The organism is Flavobacterium hydrocarbonoxydans, from assembly GCF_009789235.1.
In the GTDB taxonomy this organism is placed as follows: domain Bacteria; phylum Bacteroidota; class Bacteroidia; order Flavobacteriales; family Flavobacteriaceae; genus Flavobacterium; species Flavobacterium hydrocarbonoxydans.
This window is the reverse complement of sequence record NZ_WSTB01000004.1, coordinates 455,351-475,309: the sequence shown is the minus strand read 5'-3', so window position 1 is coordinate 475,309 and position 19,959 is coordinate 455,351. Positions and strand designations below refer to the sequence as shown.

General features: G+C 33.6%; 19 protein-coding genes, 1 pseudogene and 1 riboswitch. Of the genes and pseudogenes, 13 read left to right on the top strand and 7 right to left on the bottom strand.

Annotated elements, in window-relative coordinates:
• Positions 1-1,656, bottom strand: a pseudogene (locus GON26_RS10070) (hypothetical protein); the annotation flags it as partial.
• Positions 1,657-2,271: 615 nt separating this feature from the next.
• Between GON26_RS10070 and GON26_RS10065 the strand changes: the two are divergent.
• A complete protein-coding gene (locus GON26_RS10065) occupies positions 2,272-2,838 on the top strand; it encodes a pseudouridine synthase (protein WP_160374673.1) in 567 nt (188 codons plus the stop codon).
• A 70-nt stretch (positions 2,839-2,908) separates the two neighbouring features.
• Positions 2,909-3,367 carry a tRNA (cytidine(34)-2'-O)-methyltransferase gene (locus GON26_RS10060; RefSeq protein WP_160374672.1) on the top strand — a complete coding sequence of 153 codons (459 nt, stop codon included), beginning with the start codon at positions 2,909-2,911 and terminating at the stop codon, positions 3,365-3,367.
• Between the two features lie 167 nt (positions 3,368-3,534).
• On the opposite strand, the gene GON26_RS10055 is transcribed toward GON26_RS10060, so the two are convergent.
• The 4 genes from GON26_RS10055 to GON26_RS10040 form a co-directional block, all read right to left on the bottom strand.
• Positions 3,535-4,311, bottom strand: coding sequence for an ABC transporter ATP-binding protein (locus GON26_RS10055; RefSeq protein WP_160374671.1), 777 nt, complete (start codon positions 4,309-4,311; stop codon positions 3,535-3,537).
• A gap of 96 nt (positions 4,312-4,407) precedes the next feature.
• On the bottom strand, positions 4,408-4,821 hold the full coding sequence (locus tag GON26_RS10050; protein WP_160374670.1) for a GxxExxY protein: 414 nt from the start codon (positions 4,819-4,821) through the stop codon (positions 4,408-4,410).
• A 136-nt stretch (positions 4,822-4,957) separates the two neighbouring features.
• Positions 4,958-5,989 carry a FecCD family ABC transporter permease gene (locus GON26_RS10045; RefSeq protein WP_394350396.1) on the bottom strand — a complete coding sequence of 344 codons (1,032 nt, stop codon included), beginning with the start codon at positions 5,987-5,989 and terminating at the stop codon, positions 4,958-4,960.
• A gap of 1 nt (position 5,990) precedes the next feature.
• On the bottom strand, positions 5,991-7,133 hold the full coding sequence (locus tag GON26_RS10040) for an ABC transporter substrate-binding protein (protein ID WP_160374669.1): 1,143 nt from the start codon (positions 7,131-7,133) through the stop codon (positions 5,991-5,993).
• 95 nt (positions 7,134-7,228) lie between these two features.
• On the opposite strand from GON26_RS10040, the gene GON26_RS10035 reads away from it, so the two are divergent.
• The 7 genes from GON26_RS10035 (at position 7,229) to GON26_RS10005 (ending at position 14,750) form a co-directional block, all read left to right on the top strand.
• A complete protein-coding gene (locus GON26_RS10035; RefSeq protein WP_160374668.1) occupies positions 7,229-7,591 on the top strand; it encodes a DUF5522 domain-containing protein in 363 nt (120 codons plus the stop codon).
• A 181-nt stretch (positions 7,592-7,772) separates the two neighbouring features.
• The gene (cobU, locus tag GON26_RS10030) at positions 7,773-8,282 is read left to right on the top strand and encodes a bifunctional adenosylcobinamide kinase/adenosylcobinamide-phosphate guanylyltransferase (RefSeq protein WP_160374667.1); all 510 of its coding nucleotides are present in this window, start codon (positions 7,773-7,775) and stop codon (positions 8,280-8,282) included.
• 151 nt (positions 8,283-8,433) lie between these two features.
• On the top strand, positions 8,434-10,110 hold the full coding sequence (gene cobT, locus GON26_RS10025) for a nicotinate-nucleotide--dimethylbenzimidazole phosphoribosyltransferase (RefSeq protein ID WP_160374666.1): 1,677 nt from the start codon (positions 8,434-8,436) through the stop codon (positions 10,108-10,110).
• A 78-nt stretch (positions 10,111-10,188) separates the two neighbouring features.
• On the top strand, positions 10,189-10,986 hold the full coding sequence (locus tag GON26_RS10020; protein ID WP_160374665.1) for an adenosylcobinamide-GDP ribazoletransferase: 798 nt from the start codon (positions 10,189-10,191) through the stop codon (positions 10,984-10,986).
• A complete protein-coding gene (gene cobC / locus GON26_RS10015) occupies positions 10,971-11,507 on the top strand; it encodes an alpha-ribazole phosphatase (RefSeq protein WP_160374664.1) in 537 nt (178 codons plus the stop codon). Before GON26_RS10020 ends, cobC begins: the two co-directional genes overlap by 16 nt.
• Positions 11,508-11,574: 67 nt before the next feature.
• Positions 11,575-11,804: riboswitch (cobalamin riboswitch) on the top strand.
• A 26-nt stretch (positions 11,805-11,830) separates the two neighbouring features.
• A complete protein-coding gene (locus GON26_RS10010; protein WP_160374663.1) occupies positions 11,831-13,684 on the top strand; it encodes a TonB-dependent receptor plug domain-containing protein in 1,854 nt (617 codons plus the stop codon).
• A gap of 4 nt (positions 13,685-13,688) precedes the next feature.
• Positions 13,689-14,750, top strand: coding sequence for a YncE family protein (locus tag GON26_RS10005; RefSeq protein WP_160374662.1), 1,062 nt, complete (start codon positions 13,689-13,691; stop codon positions 14,748-14,750).
• Between the two features lie 69 nt (positions 14,751-14,819).
• Here GON26_RS10005 and GON26_RS10000 read toward each other — a convergent pair whose 3' ends face one another.
• Positions 14,820-16,319 (bottom strand): S41 family peptidase, encoded by a 1,500-nt coding sequence (locus tag GON26_RS10000; RefSeq protein WP_160374661.1) that lies wholly within the window; start codon positions 16,317-16,319, stop codon positions 14,820-14,822.
• 158 nt (positions 16,320-16,477) lie between these two features.
• Between GON26_RS10000 and GON26_RS09995 the strand changes: the two genes are divergently transcribed.
• From GON26_RS09995 to GON26_RS09980, 4 genes are read left to right on the top strand one after another with little or no spacing between them, the layout of a single operon-like run.
• On the top strand, positions 16,478-16,987 hold the full coding sequence (locus GON26_RS09995) for an RNA polymerase sigma factor (protein WP_160374660.1): 510 nt from the start codon (positions 16,478-16,480) through the stop codon (positions 16,985-16,987).
• Positions 16,974-17,432 (top strand): hypothetical protein, encoded by a 459-nt coding sequence (locus GON26_RS09990; protein WP_160374659.1) that lies wholly within the window; start codon positions 16,974-16,976, stop codon positions 17,430-17,432. The genes GON26_RS09995 and GON26_RS09990 overlap by 14 nt, the downstream gene beginning before the upstream one ends.
• A 16-nt stretch (positions 17,433-17,448) precedes the next feature.
• Positions 17,449-17,976: a DUF4252 domain-containing protein gene (locus tag GON26_RS09985; protein ID WP_160374658.1), complete on the top strand. Its 528-nt coding sequence runs from the start codon at positions 17,449-17,451 to the stop codon at positions 17,974-17,976.
• A 2-nt stretch (positions 17,977-17,978) separates the two neighbouring features.
• Complete coding sequence (locus GON26_RS09980) at positions 17,979-18,515, top strand: DUF4252 domain-containing protein (protein WP_160374657.1); 537 nt, start codon at positions 17,979-17,981, stop codon at positions 18,513-18,515.
• A 49-nt stretch (positions 18,516-18,564) separates the two neighbouring features.
• Here GON26_RS09980 and GON26_RS09975 read toward each other — a convergent pair whose 3' ends face one another.
• Positions 18,565-19,953, bottom strand: coding sequence for a S41 family peptidase (locus GON26_RS09975; protein WP_160374656.1), 1,389 nt, complete (start codon positions 19,951-19,953; stop codon positions 18,565-18,567).
• Positions 19,954-19,959 lie beyond the last annotated feature (6 nt).

Genomic DNA, 19,959 nt, shown 5'->3' with positions numbered 1-19,959 from the left:
AACCGTGTAAGTTCCATCACCATTATTAGTTACAGTAGTCGTGTTGGCATCAAAGATTACTTCTTTTCCATCAACAGTAGTATGCGTGAATGTTCCGTTTCCGTTGTCCGCAAACTTATCTGATTTTGAGTTTAATAAATTTACAATTTCGTTATAAACAGGGCCTTCATTTTTGATGTTCGTTACCACATCACCTACAACATCGATTTTTACAGTCTCTCCTTTTTTATTGGCAACCGTGTAAGTTCCATCACCATTATTAGTTACAGTAGTCGTGTTGGCATCAAAGATTACTTCTTTTCCATCAACAGTAGTATGCGTGAATGTTCCGTTTCCGTTGTCCGCAAACTTATCTGATTTTGAGTTTAATAAATTTACAATTTCGTTATAAACAGGGCCTTCATTTTTGATATTGGTTACCACATCACCTACAACATCGATTTTTACAGTTTCTCCCTTTTTATTGGTAACCGTGTAAGTTCCATCACCATTATTAGTTACAGTAGTCGTGTTGGCATCGAAGATTACTTCTTTTCCATCAACGGTAGTGTGCGTGAATGTTCCGTTTCCGTTGTCCGCAAACTTATCTGATTTTGAGTTTAATAAATTTACGATTTCGTTGTAAACAGGGCCTTCATTTTTGATATTGGTTACCACATCACCTACAACATCGATTTTTACAGTCTCTCCTTTTTTATTGGTAACCGTATAAGTACCATCACCATTATTAGTTACAGTAGTCGTGTTGGCATCGAAGATTACTTCTTTTCCATCAACAGTAGTATGTATGAATGTTCCGTTTCCGTTGTCCGCAAACTTATCTGATTTTGAGTTTAATAAATTTACGATTTCGTTGTAAACAGGGCCTTCATTTTTGATGTTTGTAACCACATCGCCTACAACATCGATTTTAGTATTTACTCCCTCTTCATTATTATAATTATAACTTCCGTCATTATTGTTTATTAATGTTGATGTAGGTGTATTAATTTTATAAGGACTTCCTACAGTTCCGCTACCGTTAACCGTAGTATTCAAACCATTTTCAATTAACCCTATTCCTCCCTGAAGTCCATCTTTTCCATTTGTTCCAGAATCACCTTTTGGTCCTTTGATATTACCTTTTATATTCCAGACATCCCCCTCTTTATAATAAACATCTCCAGTTGAATTATCTATATAAGTATCTCCATCAGATCCTGTATCTTTTCCCGGTGCTCCATCGCCTCCTCTTATTGAGGCACCATCTTTCCCGTCTTTTCCTTGTGGTCCCTGAGCAACATTAATTGTATATTTTACTCCTATTTCATTTGTATAAACATACACACCATTCCCTTTATCTTCAATTGTGGTTATGGTTTCTGAATTAGTTGCCCCTAATCTATTCCATTTATCAATATACCAATAATAATAACCTGGAATAACATCAGCGATAGTTTGAGTATTAAAAACTAAAAGACTTTCTACATTACCACTAGAAATAGTAGTAGTGTCTTTAGTACTTTTTAGCAGAACTCTTGGAATCAAAATTCCCTTGTTTGTTGCCACCACTTCAAGTTGCGATGATTCATTTGGGGTTGTAGTTCCAATACCTACTTGCGCATAACCACTAAAGCCAAACGCAACAAAAAAGAAGAATACGTAATAATTTTTCATAAAATAATTTAATTAAAACAATTAATCTGAATTAAAAATCAATTCATTATGATTTTAAAAACATTAATAAGGGACGTTTCGTTTTCTAAAAAAAAAGATTAGAACAGCGCTTAAAATCAATGGGCAAATATAATTCTGAGTAAAATATTGCGCTGTAGAATAAAATATTTGATAATGTAGAACTTGTTCTACAAAAAGAATTGAGAGAATTAACAGTGTATTTTATAAAAGAATAAAAGTCTATACAAATTAAGGCTTGAGCTATCTTATAAAAAATAAGAGCCGCACAAGACATCCCTGTTTTTGGTTATCAACTTATTTGAATTAATTGCGACAATTTGAATATATTTTTTTTTTAATATCTTTTATCAACTAAAAAAAACACGTAAAAGACTTACAAACAAACACTTAATAATCAATTAAAACAATGCAGGAACAATCATAAGAATAAATAAACCACTTCAAAACAACCGGGTACAACAAAAAAATACAAGAAAATTATATTTCATATAACTTCTAAAGCTGTCTGTATAGAGAACCCGAAAACTAAAAAGTTATTTTTAGTTCTACATTTGTACCTTATTCTCTTAAGTTATATCTGAACATTCTAAAATCATGCATCATTATCATTTTATTCTACACAAACCTTATGGCTATTTAAGTCAATTTATATATGAATTAAAAAGGAAGAAAAAACTTTTGGGCGAATTATATGATTTTCCTGAAGGCACAATGGCCATTGGAAGACTTGATGAAGACTCAGAAGGATTATTATTATTAACCACGGATGGAAAAGTAAGTGAACAGATCAGGAGTAAAAAAGTTGAAAAAGAATATTATGTACAAGTTGATGGCATAATTACTCCCGAAGCAATTGCAGCATTACAAAAAGGAGTTGAAATTGGTTTTGATGGTGGAAAATACAAAACGAAACCATGTAAAGCTTTTATTGTAAATGAAATTCCTGACTTTGGTCCCAGAGCAAAAAAAATCAGAGATGAACGTCATGGTCCAACTTCCTGGGCATCGATAACGGTAAATGAAGGGAAATTTCGTCAGGTTAGGAAAATGACGGCTGCTGTTGGATTTCCAACTTTAAGATTAGTGCGTGTTCGGATAGGAAATGTACATTTGCAAAATCTAAAAGCAGGAGAAGTTTTAGAAGTTGATAATTTAAATTAGATCATGAGATAATTTGAAAATGTGTCAATTTGAAAATTCCAAAAATAAATAATTAAACAAATAAACAGTAATGCTAAATATAGTTCTTGTCGAACCTGAAATACCGAACAACACTGGAAATATTGGTCGTCTTTGTGTTGGTACCGAAAGTAGATTGCATCTAATTCATCCTTTTGGGTTTGTGATTAATGATAAAAACCTAAAACGTTCGGGTTTGGATTATTGGGTACATCTTGATGTTACCGAATATGATACTGTAGATGAATGGGTACAACAGATTCCGGATTTGTCAAGGGTTTTCCTGATGAGTTCTCGTGCAACGAAATCTTATTTGGAAACAGAATTTCAGGATGGTGACTGGTTGGTTTTTGGGAAAGAAAGTGTTGGTTTAAGCACTGATGTTTTGAATAGGTTTGAAAATCATTTAACAATTCCGATGTCGAAATTGATTCGAAGTTTTAATATTGCTAATTCTGTGGCGTTTGTAGTTGGGGAAGCGAAGAGACAGATTGGATTGAAAAAAGTTTAATCGTTTATTTGTTTAATCGTTAAATTGAAAAAGGTATTTCTGATGAAATCGAATGCCCTAGCCCTGATAGAAGTGGAAATCATTTTGTGCCGGGGTTCGGCACAAAATATTGTAACGAATAGCAGGAAATAGCTCCTAAAAATTATACCTATTATATATACTCAGATTTAGGTGATTACAAACTTCCCTTTTTCGGGATCAAAAATAATGTGTTCGTCTTTGAATAAAGTCGCGAAACTCCCTTTTGAAATTAAATTACAAGGTTCGTCCTGAACGACCAAATTGGGTGTCATAATAATCATTTCGTTACTCAATTGAATCGCCAAATCGATGTCGTGAGTAGAAAACAAAATACATTTATTGGTTTCGTGTGTTAGTTTCTTTAATAATTTAAAAAGGGAAACTTTGTGCAATAAATCTAGGTGTGTCGTGGGTTCATCCAAAATAATTAATGGTGTATCCTGAGCCAAAGCGCGGGCGATTAAAACTTTTTGCAGCTGTCCGTCACTAATTTCGAAATGTTTTTTGTTTGCCAGATGTTCGATTTGGGTTAAGTGTAGCGCTTCCTGAATTTTTTGAATATCAATTTCGGTTAAAGTTCCAATCCAGTTGGTGTAAGGCTGACGACCCAAAGCAACCAACTCAAAAACCGAAAGATTGCTTGGCGGTAGTTTTTCGGTGAGGACCAAACTCAGATTTTGAGCCAAATCCAGCGGTTGGTACGTTGATATGTTTTTATCGTTTAGAAAAACATTTCCTTCAAGTGGTTTTTGAATTCCTGTGATGGTTCGCAGTAAAGTTGATTTTCCGATTCCGTTGGCTCCTATTAAGGCGATGAGTTTTCCTGACACCAAATTCAGATTTAGGTTTTCGGCAATGGTCATAGAGGATTTCTTAGACTTGTAGCCAATTTTTAAATTTGAGGTTTTCAGGATGGTTTTCATATTGACTTATTTTTTAAACACATAGAGAACATAGTTTTCTTTTGCTCAATTAAAGTTGGTTTTAAAATTTACTCGTAAATTAACACATAGCTGTTGCTAAAACTTTGGCAATAATTTGAAATATTCATTTACAAATGTTTTTTGACCTTCTTTAAAAATATTATGACAATTAAAATTAATTATAATTCCTTTTGGAGCCTTGGATAACTTCATATAAGTTAATAATTGCGCTTCATGAATGGGGCTTATTTCTGAAACAGTTTTTAATTCTACTACTAAACAATTTTCTACAAATAAATCACATCTTAAATCTGCACTTAATTCTTTATTTTTATAAATTAATGGAACTTTCATTTCACTAAAAAAATTCAACTTCTGTTGCTGTAATTCTTCTTTCAAACATTGATGGTAAACATTTTCAAGTAATCCTTTACCAATTATTTTATGTACTTCTATACAAGCACCAATTACATTATACGTTAATTCGTCTAAATATTTTTGAGTAATCATTTAATATTAGTTAAATAGAAACTAATTTATTTTCACTTCAACTATGTTTTTTGAAGAAAAGTGAAACGCCTTTTTTTAAGCTGGCATAACTATGTCTCTATGTGTTTAAAAAACTAAGATATTAAATATTTGTAAGTTATTGCTGAAAATTTCTTTTTCTGACTAAAAGCCAAATTACGACCGGTGCTCCTATGATTGATGTAATTGCATTTATTGGAAGTGTGACATCAAAACCTGGCATTTCTGAAACTACATCGCAAAACAACATGATTATGGCGCCAAAAAACAAGGTGCTCCAAAACAAAACGGAGTGATTACTGGTCTGAAATGTGAGCTTTGCAATATGTGGAACCGCTAAGCCTATAAACGCAATTGGTCCAGCGAAGGCTGTGATACTTCCGGCCAAAATACTGGTTGCAAATATGATAATCAGTCTTGCTTTTTTGAAATTTAGTCCCATACTTTTTGCATAATTCTCGCCTAATAGTAATGCGTTCAAAGCTTTTATACTACCTGCACTTAAAAGCAAACCAAAACCAACACAAAAAGTCAGAATAACGATCGTTGTCCAGGAAAGATTTCCGAGGCTGCCCATGGACCAAAAAGTAAATTTTTGCAACTGTTCAGCGGTACTGAAATAGGTTAAGACACTCACTATTGCGGTTGTAAAACTGCCGAACATCAATCCTACAATTAAGATGGCCATTGTATCTCGTAATTTTTGTGAAACTACCAAAACCAATAATAAAACTAATGTACTCCCTAAAGTTGAGGCTAATACAATTCCGTATGATGATAATGCAATCTGACTTAAAAAAGAAGGCAAAAATCCGGCTCCTAAAATCACAAAAGCAACACCTAAACTCGCCCCGGAACTTAGTCCTAAAACATAAGGTCCGGCAAGAGGATTCCTGAATAATGTTTGCATTAATAAGCCACTGACTGACAAACCCGTACCAACCAAAACTGCCGTAATCGCTTTGGGTAAACGGTAATTTATTATGATATATTCCCAGGTAGATTTGCTGGCCTGACCACCTGTTAAGCTCGTATAAACCTCTTTGAAAGGAATGGTTACTGAACCCAAACTAATGCTTACAAAAAACATCAGAATTAATGCTAAACCCAGCAGAATAAAGAGAATTGTATTTCGTTTTTTATTTGCCAATTTAATTCAGTTTTGATGCAAAAGTAAACTCATAACTCGGCAATAAATCAGGGTGGAAGATTTTGATATAATCTTTCAGAACCAAATCTGGTCGGCTTGGTGAAAGTTCGTAATAAACGGTTCCGCCAGTTGCGCCTAATTTGCTCTCGAAAGTATAAATGTTTTTATTTTTGAAAGCATCAAATTCGCTGTAATGCGGATTACTTTTTCCGAATTCTTCCAAGGTTTTGAATGAACCCGTTGCAATCCAGAAATTGGCGGTTTTTGCTTTATCTAATACTTTTTCGAAAGACAAACCTTCACTTCCTGTACCTTTTAAATTTGCCCATAAATAATTAGATTGTGCGTCTTTCATAAACGCTGCAACCCAGCTATTTCCTTTGGCCACATACCATAAATCCTGATACATGGAGCCGTATAAAACTGTTGCAGTTGCAGGTTTTGTTGCTACCAATTTCCTGGCCTGATTGTAACTCAGTACAATTTTATCAAATAGTTCTTTGGCTTTTTCTTCTTTGCCAAATAAAGCTCCGTAAAGTTTTATCCATTCTGCTTTTCCGAGTGGAGATTGCTCCATCCAGTCGCCCTGAATAAAAACATTTAAACCACTTTTTTTGAGGTTATCCAACATCGGATTGTTGTTATCAACTCCAAAAGTTACAATCAGATCCGGAGACAATTCTATCAATTGTTCAATATTTAGTTTTTCGTTCTGACCCACATTTTTTACTGAGCCTTTATCGATTAGTTTTCTGGTTTTTTCGGAAGAGATATAATCGGTATGCGGAAAACCAATCAATTTATTTTCGACTTCCAGCATTTCTAAAAAGGGAATATTGGTTGTCGAAGTGACTACAACAGATGCTAAAGGAACCTGTATAGTGGTATAACTTTGTAAACTATCCGGAACTTTAGCGTCTTTTTCTTTAAGAATATAAGTGAAATTTTTATTCGCTTTTGGCCATGGATTACTGACTGTTACTACAGAATAGCCTTCATTTTTCACGATAGAAAGCCCCGAAGCATATTCGATACTATTTTGGGAAGTTTTAGATTTTACAATTTCTGCATTATCTGTTTTTTTGCAACTTAGAACAGCAAAAAAAAGAAGTGCAAAACTAAATTTAAGTAAGGAAATTTTCATAATTTAGATTATTGGAAGCGACAAAGGTAGCGCAATTTATAAATTTCTTGTTCATTTTTATCTTTAAAAAATTGAACAAATAGTATCTTTACCCGATGAATACCATTAAAACAAAAATTTGTGGAGGTTGTGAAGCTGCTTTTAGTTGTGGTGATATTTCACTTGAAAGTAAGTGCTGGTGTAATGACTTTCCTCCTATTTTCAATCTTTCAGAAGGCACTGATTGTCTTTGCCCAAATTGTTTTAAAGAGGCCTGCATGGACAAAATTGATGCTTATACCGAAACGATTACTCCCGAAACAGCACTTAATAACAAAGCCACATTTTTACCCAAAGCCGAAAAACTAATCGAGGGAATTGATTATTACCTTGAAAATGGCAATTATGTTTTTAAAGCCTGGTTTCATCTAAAAAGAGGAAATTGTTGTGGTAATGGCTGTCGTCATTGTCCTTATTAAATTCGTTGTGGGGTGTGAAATGTGAGATGTGAAATGTGAGTTTTTTAAACTATTTTAAAAAAATAATTTAAAAAACTCTAAATAAGCCTAAAGTAATGCAAATGACCTACAACTTAAAACTCAAAACTCACAACTCAAAACTCACAACTCAAAACTCATAACCCAAAACTCATAACTTAAAATGATATACTTAATTACAGGCGGAGAAAGATCCGGAAAGAGCAGTTACGCTCAAAATTTAGCATTAAGCCTTTCGGATGAGCCCATTTATGTGGCAACAGCAAGAAAATGGGACGATGATTTCCAGAACAGAATTGACCGCCATCAGCTGGAACGCGACAACCGCTGGACGAATATCGAGAAAGAAAAGCATTTATCTGAAATTGATTTTTCGGGCAAAGTAGCTTTGATAGATTGTGTGACACTTTGGCTGACGAACTTTTTTGTAGATACTAAAAATGATGTACAACAGAGTCTGGAAGAAGCTAAAAAAGAGTTTCTTCTGATAGCCAAACAAGAAAACGCAACACTGATTATTGTGACCAATGAAATTGGAATGGGCGTTCACGCTGATACACACATAGGCAGAAAATTTACCGAATTACAAGGCTGGATGAATCAATTTTTAGCCTCAAATGCTGATGAAGTGATTTTGATGATTTCCGGGATTCCGGTAAAAATTAAAGGATAAAATGAAATTCCAAATTTTTTAAATTCCAAATTCCAACGCTATACTTTACCTTTACTTAAATCTTTAAACTTTTAAAATCTATTGAAATTAACATTGATTTTTACAATTGTTATTTAATTGGAATTTGGAATTTAAAAAAATTGGAATTTAGATGAGCTATTTAGATGATATATTAAAATCACGTCGCGACACCAGGCACTTTACTACCGACGAAGTTCCTGACGAAGTGATGGAGAACGCTTTACGGGCGGGACATTGGGCGCCATCTGTAGGCCTGACCGATGCTACCCGATATTATATCATAAAAGCTACCGAAGTTAAAAAAGCGATTAAAGATTTGTTTTTGGATTACAATAAAAAAGCAGAAGCCTTAACGGATAATCCAGAGCAAAAAGAGCATTATAAATCCCTGAAATTAGAAGCGATTGAAGAAGCACCGATTGGGTTGATAATTGCTTATGACCGCTCGGTTCTGAATCAGTTTACGATTGGCACTGTTGGGAGCAATGAAGCGGTGAAATTTAGTTCGGTTTGTGCTGCGCAGAATATCTGGCTGTCGCTGACAGAACAAGGTTACGGCATGGGCTGGGTTTCGATTTTGAATTATTATCAGTTTAAAAAAATACTCGATTTACCTGAAAACATTGAGCCTTTAGGCTATTTCTGTATCGGAAAACCGGCTACCAATTACGACAATCAACCGATGTTGCAGCAATTGAACTGGAAACAAAAATCGGAAACTCCGGAGTGTACCGAAATTAAAAATGTAGTCGAAAATAGTGTTTTAGAATCTTCAAAAATTTCTACATCAGTTAAAATTAATGATGATTTCAGTAAACTTTTGCAAGAAAAAATAGATTCGAAAACCAAACCAATTGGTGCTTTAGGGACTTTAGAAGATTTAGCTTTTCAGATGGGAACTGTTTTTGAAACTTTAGAACCCAAAATAACAAATCCGAATATTGTGGTTTTTGCCGCAGATCACGGAATTGCGAATCATGGCGTAAGTGCTTATCCGCAAGATGTTACGAGACAAATGGTTGCGAATTTCCTGGAAGGTGGCGCCGCTATAAATGTGTTTTGCAAGCAGCATAACATTCAATTATCGATTGTAGATGCGGGTGTAAACTATGATTTTCCAACCAACGCAAACCTTATAAATGCCAAAATCGCAAAAGGAACACAATCGTTTTTGCACCTTCCTGCTATGAGAGAAATGGAAGTAGAATTGTGCTTTGAAAAAGGGAAAGAGATCGTTGAAAACATTGTAAAAAGCGGTTCAAATTGTATTGGTTTTGGTGAAATGGGAATTGGAAACACTTCTACAGCTTCTGTTTTAATGAGTCTTTTAACAGGTTTCCCAATTGAAGAATGTGTGGGAAAAGGCACTGGAGTTGAAGATGAAAAATTAATTCAGAAACAAAATTTACTTAAAAAAGCAATTGAAAATTATTCCGGTCAAGCCGAATTAAAACAGCAGCTCGCCTATTTTGGAGGTTTTGAAATCATACAAATGGCTGGTGGAATGTTAGCTGCTTTCGAGAATAAAATGCTGATTTTAGTTGATGGATTTATTTGTAGTGTCGCTTATCTGATTGCTTTTAAAATGAATCCAAATATCAAAAAAAATGCTATTTTTTGTCATTGCTCGGCCGAACAGGCACATCAAAAATTACTTGATTATTTAGAAGCAAAACCTATTCTGAATCTTGATTTACGTTTAGGAGAAGGAACCGGCTGTGCGATTGCTTTGCCCCTTTTAAAATCGGCTGAAGCTTTTTTGAATGAAATGGCCAGTTTTGAAAGTGCTGGAATTAGCAAAAAATAATTTCAATTTCAAAAAATCAATTTCAATATCAATATCAATTACAATATTCAAAATTAAAAATACCACAACTCAATTTTAATGAAAAAAGAACGCGATATATTTTTCACTTGTTTGATGTTTTACACCCGTATTCCGTGTCCGAAAAACATTGATCATAATCCAGAATATTTAAATAAAGCCACACGATATTTTCCTTTGATTGGATGGATTGTCGGGAGTATTTCTTTCTTGACTTTTTATGTTTTTTCGCTTTTCCTTTCAATCGAAATTGCGGTTATTTTTGCCATAATAGCTTCAATTTTAACAACCGGGGCTTTTCATGAAGATGGTTTTGCCGATGTCTGCGATGGTTTTGGCGGGGGCTGGACGAAAGAAAAAATCCTGCTGATTATGAAAGACAGCGCCATCGGTGCGTATGGAGCCATTGGGGTTGTTTTGCTTTTTTTATTAAAATTCAAATTACTTTCTGAGGCTGTTCTACTTTTCAAAAGCGAGGATTCAACGGCCATTTTATTTACTTATTTGTTGTTTATTTCAGCACATTCTATCAGTCGTCTGGCTGCAATTAGCATCATTTTTACCCATGAATATTCACGTGATGATGCTACAAGCAAAAGCAAACCTATTGCAAAAAAACATACCTGGAAAGAAGTTTCAGGAGCTTTCTTTTTTGGGTTATTACCTCTGATTGCTCTTTGTTTTTTTCAATATAAAATACTTTTTGCCTTAATTCCGGTTTTTATAACACGCTACTTTTTAGCACGCCATTTCCAGAAATGGATTGGCGGTTATACTGGAGATTGTTTAGGTGCCACACAGCAAGTTTGTGAAGTCGTTTATTATGTTAGCCTTCTTTTTTTATGGAAATTTATCTAGTTCGTCATACGGAAACGGTTTGCGAAAAAGGGATTTGTTACGGACAATCTGATGTTTCGTTAGCTGAACCTTTTGATTTGATTTTCGAAAATATTGTTAAACAGCTACCCTCTGAAGCAATTTTATTTTCTAGTCCGTTAGAACGCTGCCATATTTTAGCCAAACACCTTCAGAAAACTTTGCAGATTATTTCATATCAGGAAGATTCCCGATTAATGGAAATGAATTTTGGCGATTGGGAAATGAAAAACTGGAACGACATTCCGCCAGAACAACTCAATCCGTGGATGGAAGACTTTGTAAATATTCAGGCATTTAACGGAGAATCTTTTACCCAATTACATCAACGAATTGGTGTTTTTTTATCGGAACAAATTTCAAAAAAAACAAAAAAGCCCATCATTATTGTGACACATGCAGGCGCAATAAGAAGCTTTTTATGCCATCAAAGCGGATTGCCTTTAAAAGATGCTTTTCAGAATAAAGTAGCCTTTGGAGAAGTCATTAAAATAACGTTCTAAGGATCATTTTGTTCATAATTCGATTTAAAAAGTAAAACAAATTTGATAATTCAATATTTTTAACTCTATATTTGCACAAAATTAAGGTTGTGTTTTAAAACTAAAACGCATTAAAAGGGAATCAAGTAAAAAACACCTTTAAAAAGTGAATAATCTTGAGCTGTACCCGCAACTGTAAGCTTAGTTCTTGAAAAAGAATGCTTGTTGTTATCTACAAAACCACTGTCACGCCTTGCGTGATGGGAAGGTAAACAACAAGACGCAAGCCAGGAGACCTGCCTTTAAATAAATATCGAGCTCTCGGGAAAAAGAGTGTAGAAATTATGACTTTTAAAAAACGTTTTATTTTTTGCTTGCTATTGCTGTGCCAAATTCTTTGGGCGCAACAGGATTCTATTACCAAACTTAAAGCAGTTGTAATTTCTGATGCTCATCTTAAAAAATACTCCAATTCTCAATCGGTTTTAAAACTTAACGACTCTGTTATTGGCAAAAACGAGGTTTTACTTACCGATTTATTAAATTATAATTCCACCATTTATTTCAAGCAATACGGGCGCGGAATGCTTTCTACGGTTTCGTTTCGAGGAACGTCGTCATCTCAAACGGCAGTAATCTGGAACGGAATTAATATCAATTCGCAAATGAACGGAAGTACTGATTTTAACACTATTTCAGGTTCAGATTACAATTCGATAAGTGTAAAAGCAGGCGGCGGAAGTGTTATTTACGGTAGTGGTGCGATTGGCGGAACTGTTCACCTGAATAACGACTTGAGTTTTTATAATCATTTTGACAATTATTTGAAATTAGATTACGGAAGTTTCAACACGACCGGAATTCATTACAAAACCAACATTTCGAACGAAAAATGGAGCGCGCAAATTGGTTTTTCTAAAAACAGCTCAACAAATGATTATAAATACATCAACAAATATACCTGGAGAGGCGAACAACGCTGGAACCAAAACGGAGAGTACGATATCATCACGATGAGTGCCAATTTGGGTTATAAAATCGACAAAAAAAACACCTTAAAATTATACAGCCAAAACTCTAATACAGACAGAAATACTTCTTTGGTATCTGAAAACGAAACCAAAAGCAAATACATCAATGGTTTTAATCGAAATTTACTGGAATACAATGGTGAATTTGGGAAGTTGACAACCAATTTTAAAACGGCTTATATTTTTGAAAACTATCAATATTTTAGTGATAATTCGACCAACGATTACACCTTTGGAAAAACCGAAAGCCTGATTCTAAAAGGTGATTTAGGATATCAATTATTCCAATCAACTCAAATCAACGGAATTTTAGATTATAATAAAACTAAAGGTTATGGCAGTGGTTTTGGTGATCACACCAGAGAAATTAGCTCAGCTTCACTATTGACTAAACAAGATATTTCAGAAGACTGGAAAGCAGAATTTGGTGTCCGAAAAGAATTTACAGACAATTACAAATCACCTGTTTTGTTCAATATTGGTTCTTCTTATCAGGTATCAAAATTGTATAATTTGAAATTAAATTTCTCCCGAAACTTTAGAATTCCAACCTATAATGATTTGTATTGGCAAGAAGGCGGAAATCCGGATTTAAAACCAGAGAGTTCGTATCAAGCGGAAATCGGAAACGTTTTTACCTTCAATAATATATCGCTTACGCAGACTTTTTATTACATAAAAATAAAAGATATGCTGCAATGGATACCGGGAAAAAATGGCATTTGGGCTCCGCAAAATAACGACAGAGTAAACAGCTATGGTGCCGAAACGCTACTAAGCTGGAGAAAGCAATTGGGAAAAAATAATTTTGCCGCAAATGCTACTTACGCTTACACCATTTCTGAAAATGTCGAAACCAAAAAACAGCTTTTTTTCGTTCCATTTCACAAAGCTACAGGCTCGATCGCTTATTCGAGAAATAGAATTTCAGCTAATTACCAAATCCTCTACAATGGTTTTGTTTATACCAGAGCTGACAATGATCCTGATGAAATTGTAAATGATTACTTGATTTCAAACATCGGAATCGATTATGATTTTAAATTTCTGGATTCTTTCAAACTCGGATTTCAGGTACTAAATCTTTTTAACGAAACGTACGAAAGTCTGGAAAACAGACCTATGCCAGGTCGCAATTTTAATATGTATTTAACCTTAAAATTTTAATATAATGAAGTTTAGTAAATTATTTTTAATAGCGCTTAGCGTTTCCTTATTTGTTTCTTGTTCGAATGATGATGATGATAATGACTCTAATGAACCAAAAGGGGTTTATGACAATGGTTTTTTTATACTAAATGAAGGAAGTCAAACTAAAGGAACAATTTCTTTTTTAAGCGATGATTTGGCTACTTTTTCAAAAGATGTTTACGGACTAAATAATAACAATGATTTGCCAGGTGGTTATCTGCAAAACATCTTTTTTGATGGTGACAATGCGTATATTATTTCAGGTGGTTCTAATGTAATCAATGTAGTAAACAGATATACTTTTAAATTAATTACTAAAATCGAAACTGGACTTAGAAATCCAAGATACGGAGTAACTTACGAAGGAAAAGCGTATGTAACCAATGCAAACTATTATTCTTTCGAAAATGCTGCAACGGGTAATACAGATGATTATATTGCCGTAATCAATTTAAAAACCAACACTTTTGAGTCTAAAATTGATTTGAACGCAACAGCAAACCGTATTGTTGAAGAAAACGGAAAATTATACATTACAGAACCGTACAGCAGTACTAAATTATTGGTTGTAAATGCCGCTACAAAAACAGTAGAAACTCCAATCGAAATTGGTTCTAAGGCTGACGGAATTGAGGAAGATAATGGAACTTTATACATTTTAAGAGGGCCATCTTCAGACAGAAGCGAAATTGTAAAAGTAAAATTATCTGATAAATCTGTTTCTAAAATTACATTCCCGGAATCTTTAGACGGCGCAGGTTATTTGGCTCTTGAAGACAACAAAATTTATTATACAGTTGGAACTTCAGTTTATACTATTGGTACTTCAGCAACAGCGGCATCAACTACACCAATTCTTACTGCTACACTTTCGGCTACCGGATACATATATGGATTCGCAGTAAATGACGATCGTATCTACATCGCTGACGGAGGTACTTTTGGCACAGACAGTAAAGCATTCATCTACAACTTAACCGGGACACTACAAAAAGAAATTGCTGTAGGTATCGGACCAAATGGTTTTTACTTTAATGATTAAATAGTTTTTGGATTTTTTTTGTTAAAGAAAAAGGCTCTCATTTTTTTTGAGAGCCTTTTTTATACTTTATTATTTTGTTGTTTTCGAAAGCCCTTTTGGTGCTTTATCCAGATACATTTCGGTACCAAAACGTCTTAATGATTTAGAATCGCCAAAATAAGGTAATGCTTTTGTTTTTTCCTTTTGTATTCTTTTGGATGAAGAACCTGTGATTTTTTCAATTGCGAAGCCCAATAAAGGTTCTGTCTCCTCTCCTAACACGCCATAAGTATCTACATATTCAATTTTTTGATATGTTGGGGTTAATCCTTGAGTATAATCGCCAAAATCATTGGCATTGGTAATTTTAAACGTCAAAGGCTGCATGGCATATTTATGATTTTTATTTATTCCTTGTTTGCTAAAATACGTTTCTGAGTCATAAATAGTAAAAGATCCCACATTTTTCCCTGTAGTAGTTTCACCAATTTGAATTACATTTATATAAGGTTTTAGTCCGTTTATCACCAATTCACTTGCTGAAGCCGTACTCTCTGTGGTTATAACATATACAGTATTCAATTTTAAAGTATTCAATGCCTGACCACTTTCAGTTTCGGTAGCAAATCGTTCAATAACACTTTCTAAATCTTCCTCGCTAAAATAAGACATAAATTTAGCATTGTATTGTCTCTTCGAAAACACCTTATCCTTAAATTCTAATTGTCCTGTAATCATACTTGCCAATAATGTAGCCGAATGAACATCACCACCCCCATTGTATCTTAAATCCAGTACTAAATCAGTAACATCGGCATCTTGTAAATCCTTAAAAGCCTGATTCAGTGTATCATCAAATTTATCATAAAAACCATTATACATCAAATAACCAATCTGATGACTTCCTTTTGAAATAACTTTGCTAATTAATACCGGATTTTCTTCTAAAGTTGTTTTATTCAACGTAACTGATTTTCCATTCAAAACAAAAGTACTACCATTAAATTGCGCTAAGTTTAACGTATATCCTTCAGAATCTAACAATAAAGACTCATAATTTGAAACCGTAAGTTTCTGACCATTTACAGCAGTAAATAAATCTCCTCTTTTAATTTTATCAGTTTTAGTAGAAGCATCAGAATTAGCAATAATATAACGCACATAGCCTACCAGATCATTTGAACCAGCAGATACTCTACTCAGTCTAAAATCAATCCCGGTGTTCTTTGCAATTCCGTTAAGCTCTTGTTCCAAAACAGTATAATCATCTACAATCCAGCTAAAGCGGTCAATTGGATCATTAGGATATTTACTTACAGGTCTGTTTAACAAACTCTGAAATAAATCTTCCGGTTTAGAATAATCGCGTAAGAAAGAATTTAAAGCTTCTTCGTTTGCAAATCGATCATCAGCTAAATTGGGAACATCAGCCTGCCATAAATAAAATTCATTTAATCCCCTCCATACAAAATTGTTAACCTGAATGTCTGCAGGAGCTGCTTTATCATCGTTATCTTTATTATCTTCACAGGACTGCAAAGAAAATACGGCTAAGAATAAAAAAAGAATGTTTTTAAAAATTGGTTTCATATAAATTTAGATTTCGTAAGTATAAACGTAAAAATAGTACCTTTAGTTTTAACTGTAATCCATTTCGTAATCTTTTTTAATTTTTTTTTATTTAATTGTAACAAATTGAAACGTGCCTCGTCTTGACTATATAAGCTAACGAATAACCAGTAGATTTTATGAACCAGAATGTTTTTATAGAACTCATAAATCCTTTTAAAGACAAAGTTTTTCGTCTGGCAAAAAGATTGCTCACCAGTACTGAAGAAGCCGAAGATGCAACTCAGGAAGTAATGGTAAAATTATGGAACAAAAAAGAAAATCTGGAAACCTATAATAATGTCGAGGCACTGGCAATGACCATGACCAAAAATTATTGCCTGGATCAGTTAAAATCTAAAAGAGCCGGAAACCTTAAAATAGTACATAACAATTACACAGACAGAGAGCCGCAATTAGACAAAAAACTGGAAGATACGGACAGTTTAGAATGGGTAGAAAAAATAATGAGTCAGCTGCCGGAACAACAACAATTATTAATTCAGTTACGCGATGTAGAACAATATGAATTTGATGAAATTGCCAAAATTGTTGACATGAATGAAACTGCTATAAGAGTGGCACTTTCTAGAGCGAGAAAAAAAATTAGAGAATCAATGCTTAATACCCACAGTTATGGAATTAGATAAAATAGAATATATATTAGAAAAATACTTTCAGGGAGAAACGACTATTGCCGAAGAAAATGAATTGAAACACTATTTTTCTTCATCAAATGTTGCGCAGCATTTGGAGCAGTACAAACCATTATTTGGTTATTTCTCTCAGGCAAGAGAACAAAAATCGACGCAGGAGATTCCACTACAAACTAAGAAACAAAATGTGGCGTGGTTATCGATTGCAGCATCTGCTGTTCTTTTGCTCGGAATAGGAACTTTTTATTTTGTGAGCCAAAAAAATACACCTCCGGTTGTAGCGCAATCAGAATTAGGAACCTATGACAATCCCGAAGAAGCTCTGGCGGCAACGCAAAAAGCTTTGGCATTATTGTCAAACAATGTAAATGTAGGTATCGAAAGTGTACAGTACATTCACGAATACGAACAATCAAAAAACAAAATTTTTAAACAGTAATTAAATTCAATCAAAAATGAAAAATTTCATCATAACCCTAGTTTTCGCCTTTGTATCTACAACTTTTTATGCACAAGGTGCCTTTGACAAATTTGACGGTCAGGACGATGTAACCTCAGTAATTGTCAACAAAAAAATGTTTGATTTAATGAGTAAAGTAAAAGTGGATACTTCTGATAAAGAAATGAAACAATACATCAATTTAATTAAAAAATTAGACCATCTAAAAGTGTTTACAACCAAAAGCGCGCACGTTGAAGCCGACATGAAAGCAACTGCTGATAAATACATCAAAACGGCTGGTCTGGAAGAATTAATGCGAATTAATGATTCAGGAAGAAATGTAAAAATTTTAGTAAAATCAGGCGCTACCGATTCTCAGGTAAGAGAATTGCTAATGTTTATTGATGGTGCCAAAAACCAGGAATCGGTTTTATTATCACTAACAGGTAACTTTGATTTAAACGAAATTTCGGTACTTACAGACAAAATGCAGCTTCCAGGAGGTGCAGACTTAAAAAAAGCCTCTAAAGGCAAAAAATAATTATGAAAACCAGCGTCTTTACCACAGCCCTGTTCGTTTTATTAACTTTGGTAAGTTGTAATTCCGAACCTTCATTACAAAAATATTTTGTAGAGAACACAGAAAACAAAGATTTTATAGCTCTTGATATTTCTCCTAATATTTTAAATTTAGAGAAAACCAAATTATCGGCAGCCCAAACAGAAGCTTTGAATTCTTTTGAAAAAATGAACATTCTTGCCTTTAAAGCAACCGATAAAAACAAAGTCGAGTTTGAAGCTGAAAGAACCAAAATCAATGCAATTTTGAAAGATCCAAAATACCAGCAATTAATGAAAGTAGGCTCTGGTAAAGATGGCGCATCCATAAGTTATGTGGGTACTGATGACAACATCGAAGAGTTTGTTGTTTTTGCAAACAGAAAAGAAAATGGCTTTGCAGTAGTCCGCGTTTTAGGAGAGGATATGAATCCTAATAACATTATAGCTTTAATGTCTGTTTTAAAAGAATCCAAAATCGATATGAAACAACTGGAACCTTTGCAGCAATTAATGAAATAATCATCAATCTTACTTTAATCAGAAAAGCTCCAGTAATTTTGGAGCTTTTTTATTGTTTATTACTTTTCGCTTTTTCATATCGCCTTTTTAAACCTTCTAAATAAGGTGCTTTCTGTTCTTCTGCCAAAGCTACTGATATTCCGAAATTATTTAAAGCTAAATCTTTCTTTCCGTTTTGTTCAAGCAAATCTCCGTAGGCCAGATAAGTCATGGGCGATTTTGGGTATAAAATTGTATTGCATTTTAAAATAGACTCTGCAATTAATGGATTTTTGGTGATGTTTTGAGATCCAAAAAAATTAATATCTTTTTCAGTAAACAAATCCAAATCAACTCCTTTTGTGAAAATCTGCAGTATTTGCTCATCCATTTTTACAGTATCCTTTTCTGAAACCAATAGAGATTCCTGACTGAAAATAAGCTGTAATTCATCATATAATTTTTTAGATTCTGCCGCTTTTTTATTCCTGTAAATAATTGCTGCCTCACGTGCTAATTCTACACTTTTAGAATACGCTTCTTCTGCACCAATTTTAATTTCTGGAATAACACCAATTCCTTCCCAATTTTTTTTTGTTATCGGATTAGTACTTGTACCTGTTGGAATAAAGATTTCCAAATCAGTATTTATTTTGAAAACGTCACCCGGATTTGCAGCTCCTCCAGAATTTTCTCCAATTAATATCGCTCTTTTGAGGCTTTGCATATTATAACTGAATTCTTCAGCTCCGGAAAATGTTTTTGGGCCTATGATGACAAACAAAGGAACATCAACTCTCTTTTTTCCATTTACCTGATGTGTAAAAATTTCATCTTTTCGATTTCCCTGTCTAAAGTAAAGCGTATTAATTAATAGTTTATTTTCTAGAAAATAACTGCATAAGTAATTTACCGTTTTGGGATTTCCACCACCATTATCCGTTAAATCAATAATTACAGCATCTGTATTAGCTAAAAGATACAGGTATGAATCAATAGTTTGATTAGTTTCTGAAAGAAAAAAGCTGGTATTTAAATAACCAATATTTCCATCGATTATTTTAACCTCATTAAAACCATTGGCTTTTTTGCGAGTGTCGTCATAATTTTTCAGATATAATTGATAGTCATTATCTAAGTTCACCTTTTCTTTTTCGGGAACAAAAGCAGGCCATATACCTAAATGTTTATCGTTATTAACAACTCTGATTTCTTTAGTTAAAGCAATTGCGAAGGAATCTAATAATTCATATTTTTTAAATTTACCTTCCTTTAAACTTTTATTCAAATGTTTAACAATTGATTCGGCCTGATCAGGAAAGACGTAATTTTCTTCTAATAACAAATTAATTTTACTGATTGTTTCTTTTTTAAATTTATCATTAATATTTTTCTGTCCAAAGACATCAACTTTAAAAACAATAATAAACAATATGCTATAAATGAAAAATGATTTCATGCTTTT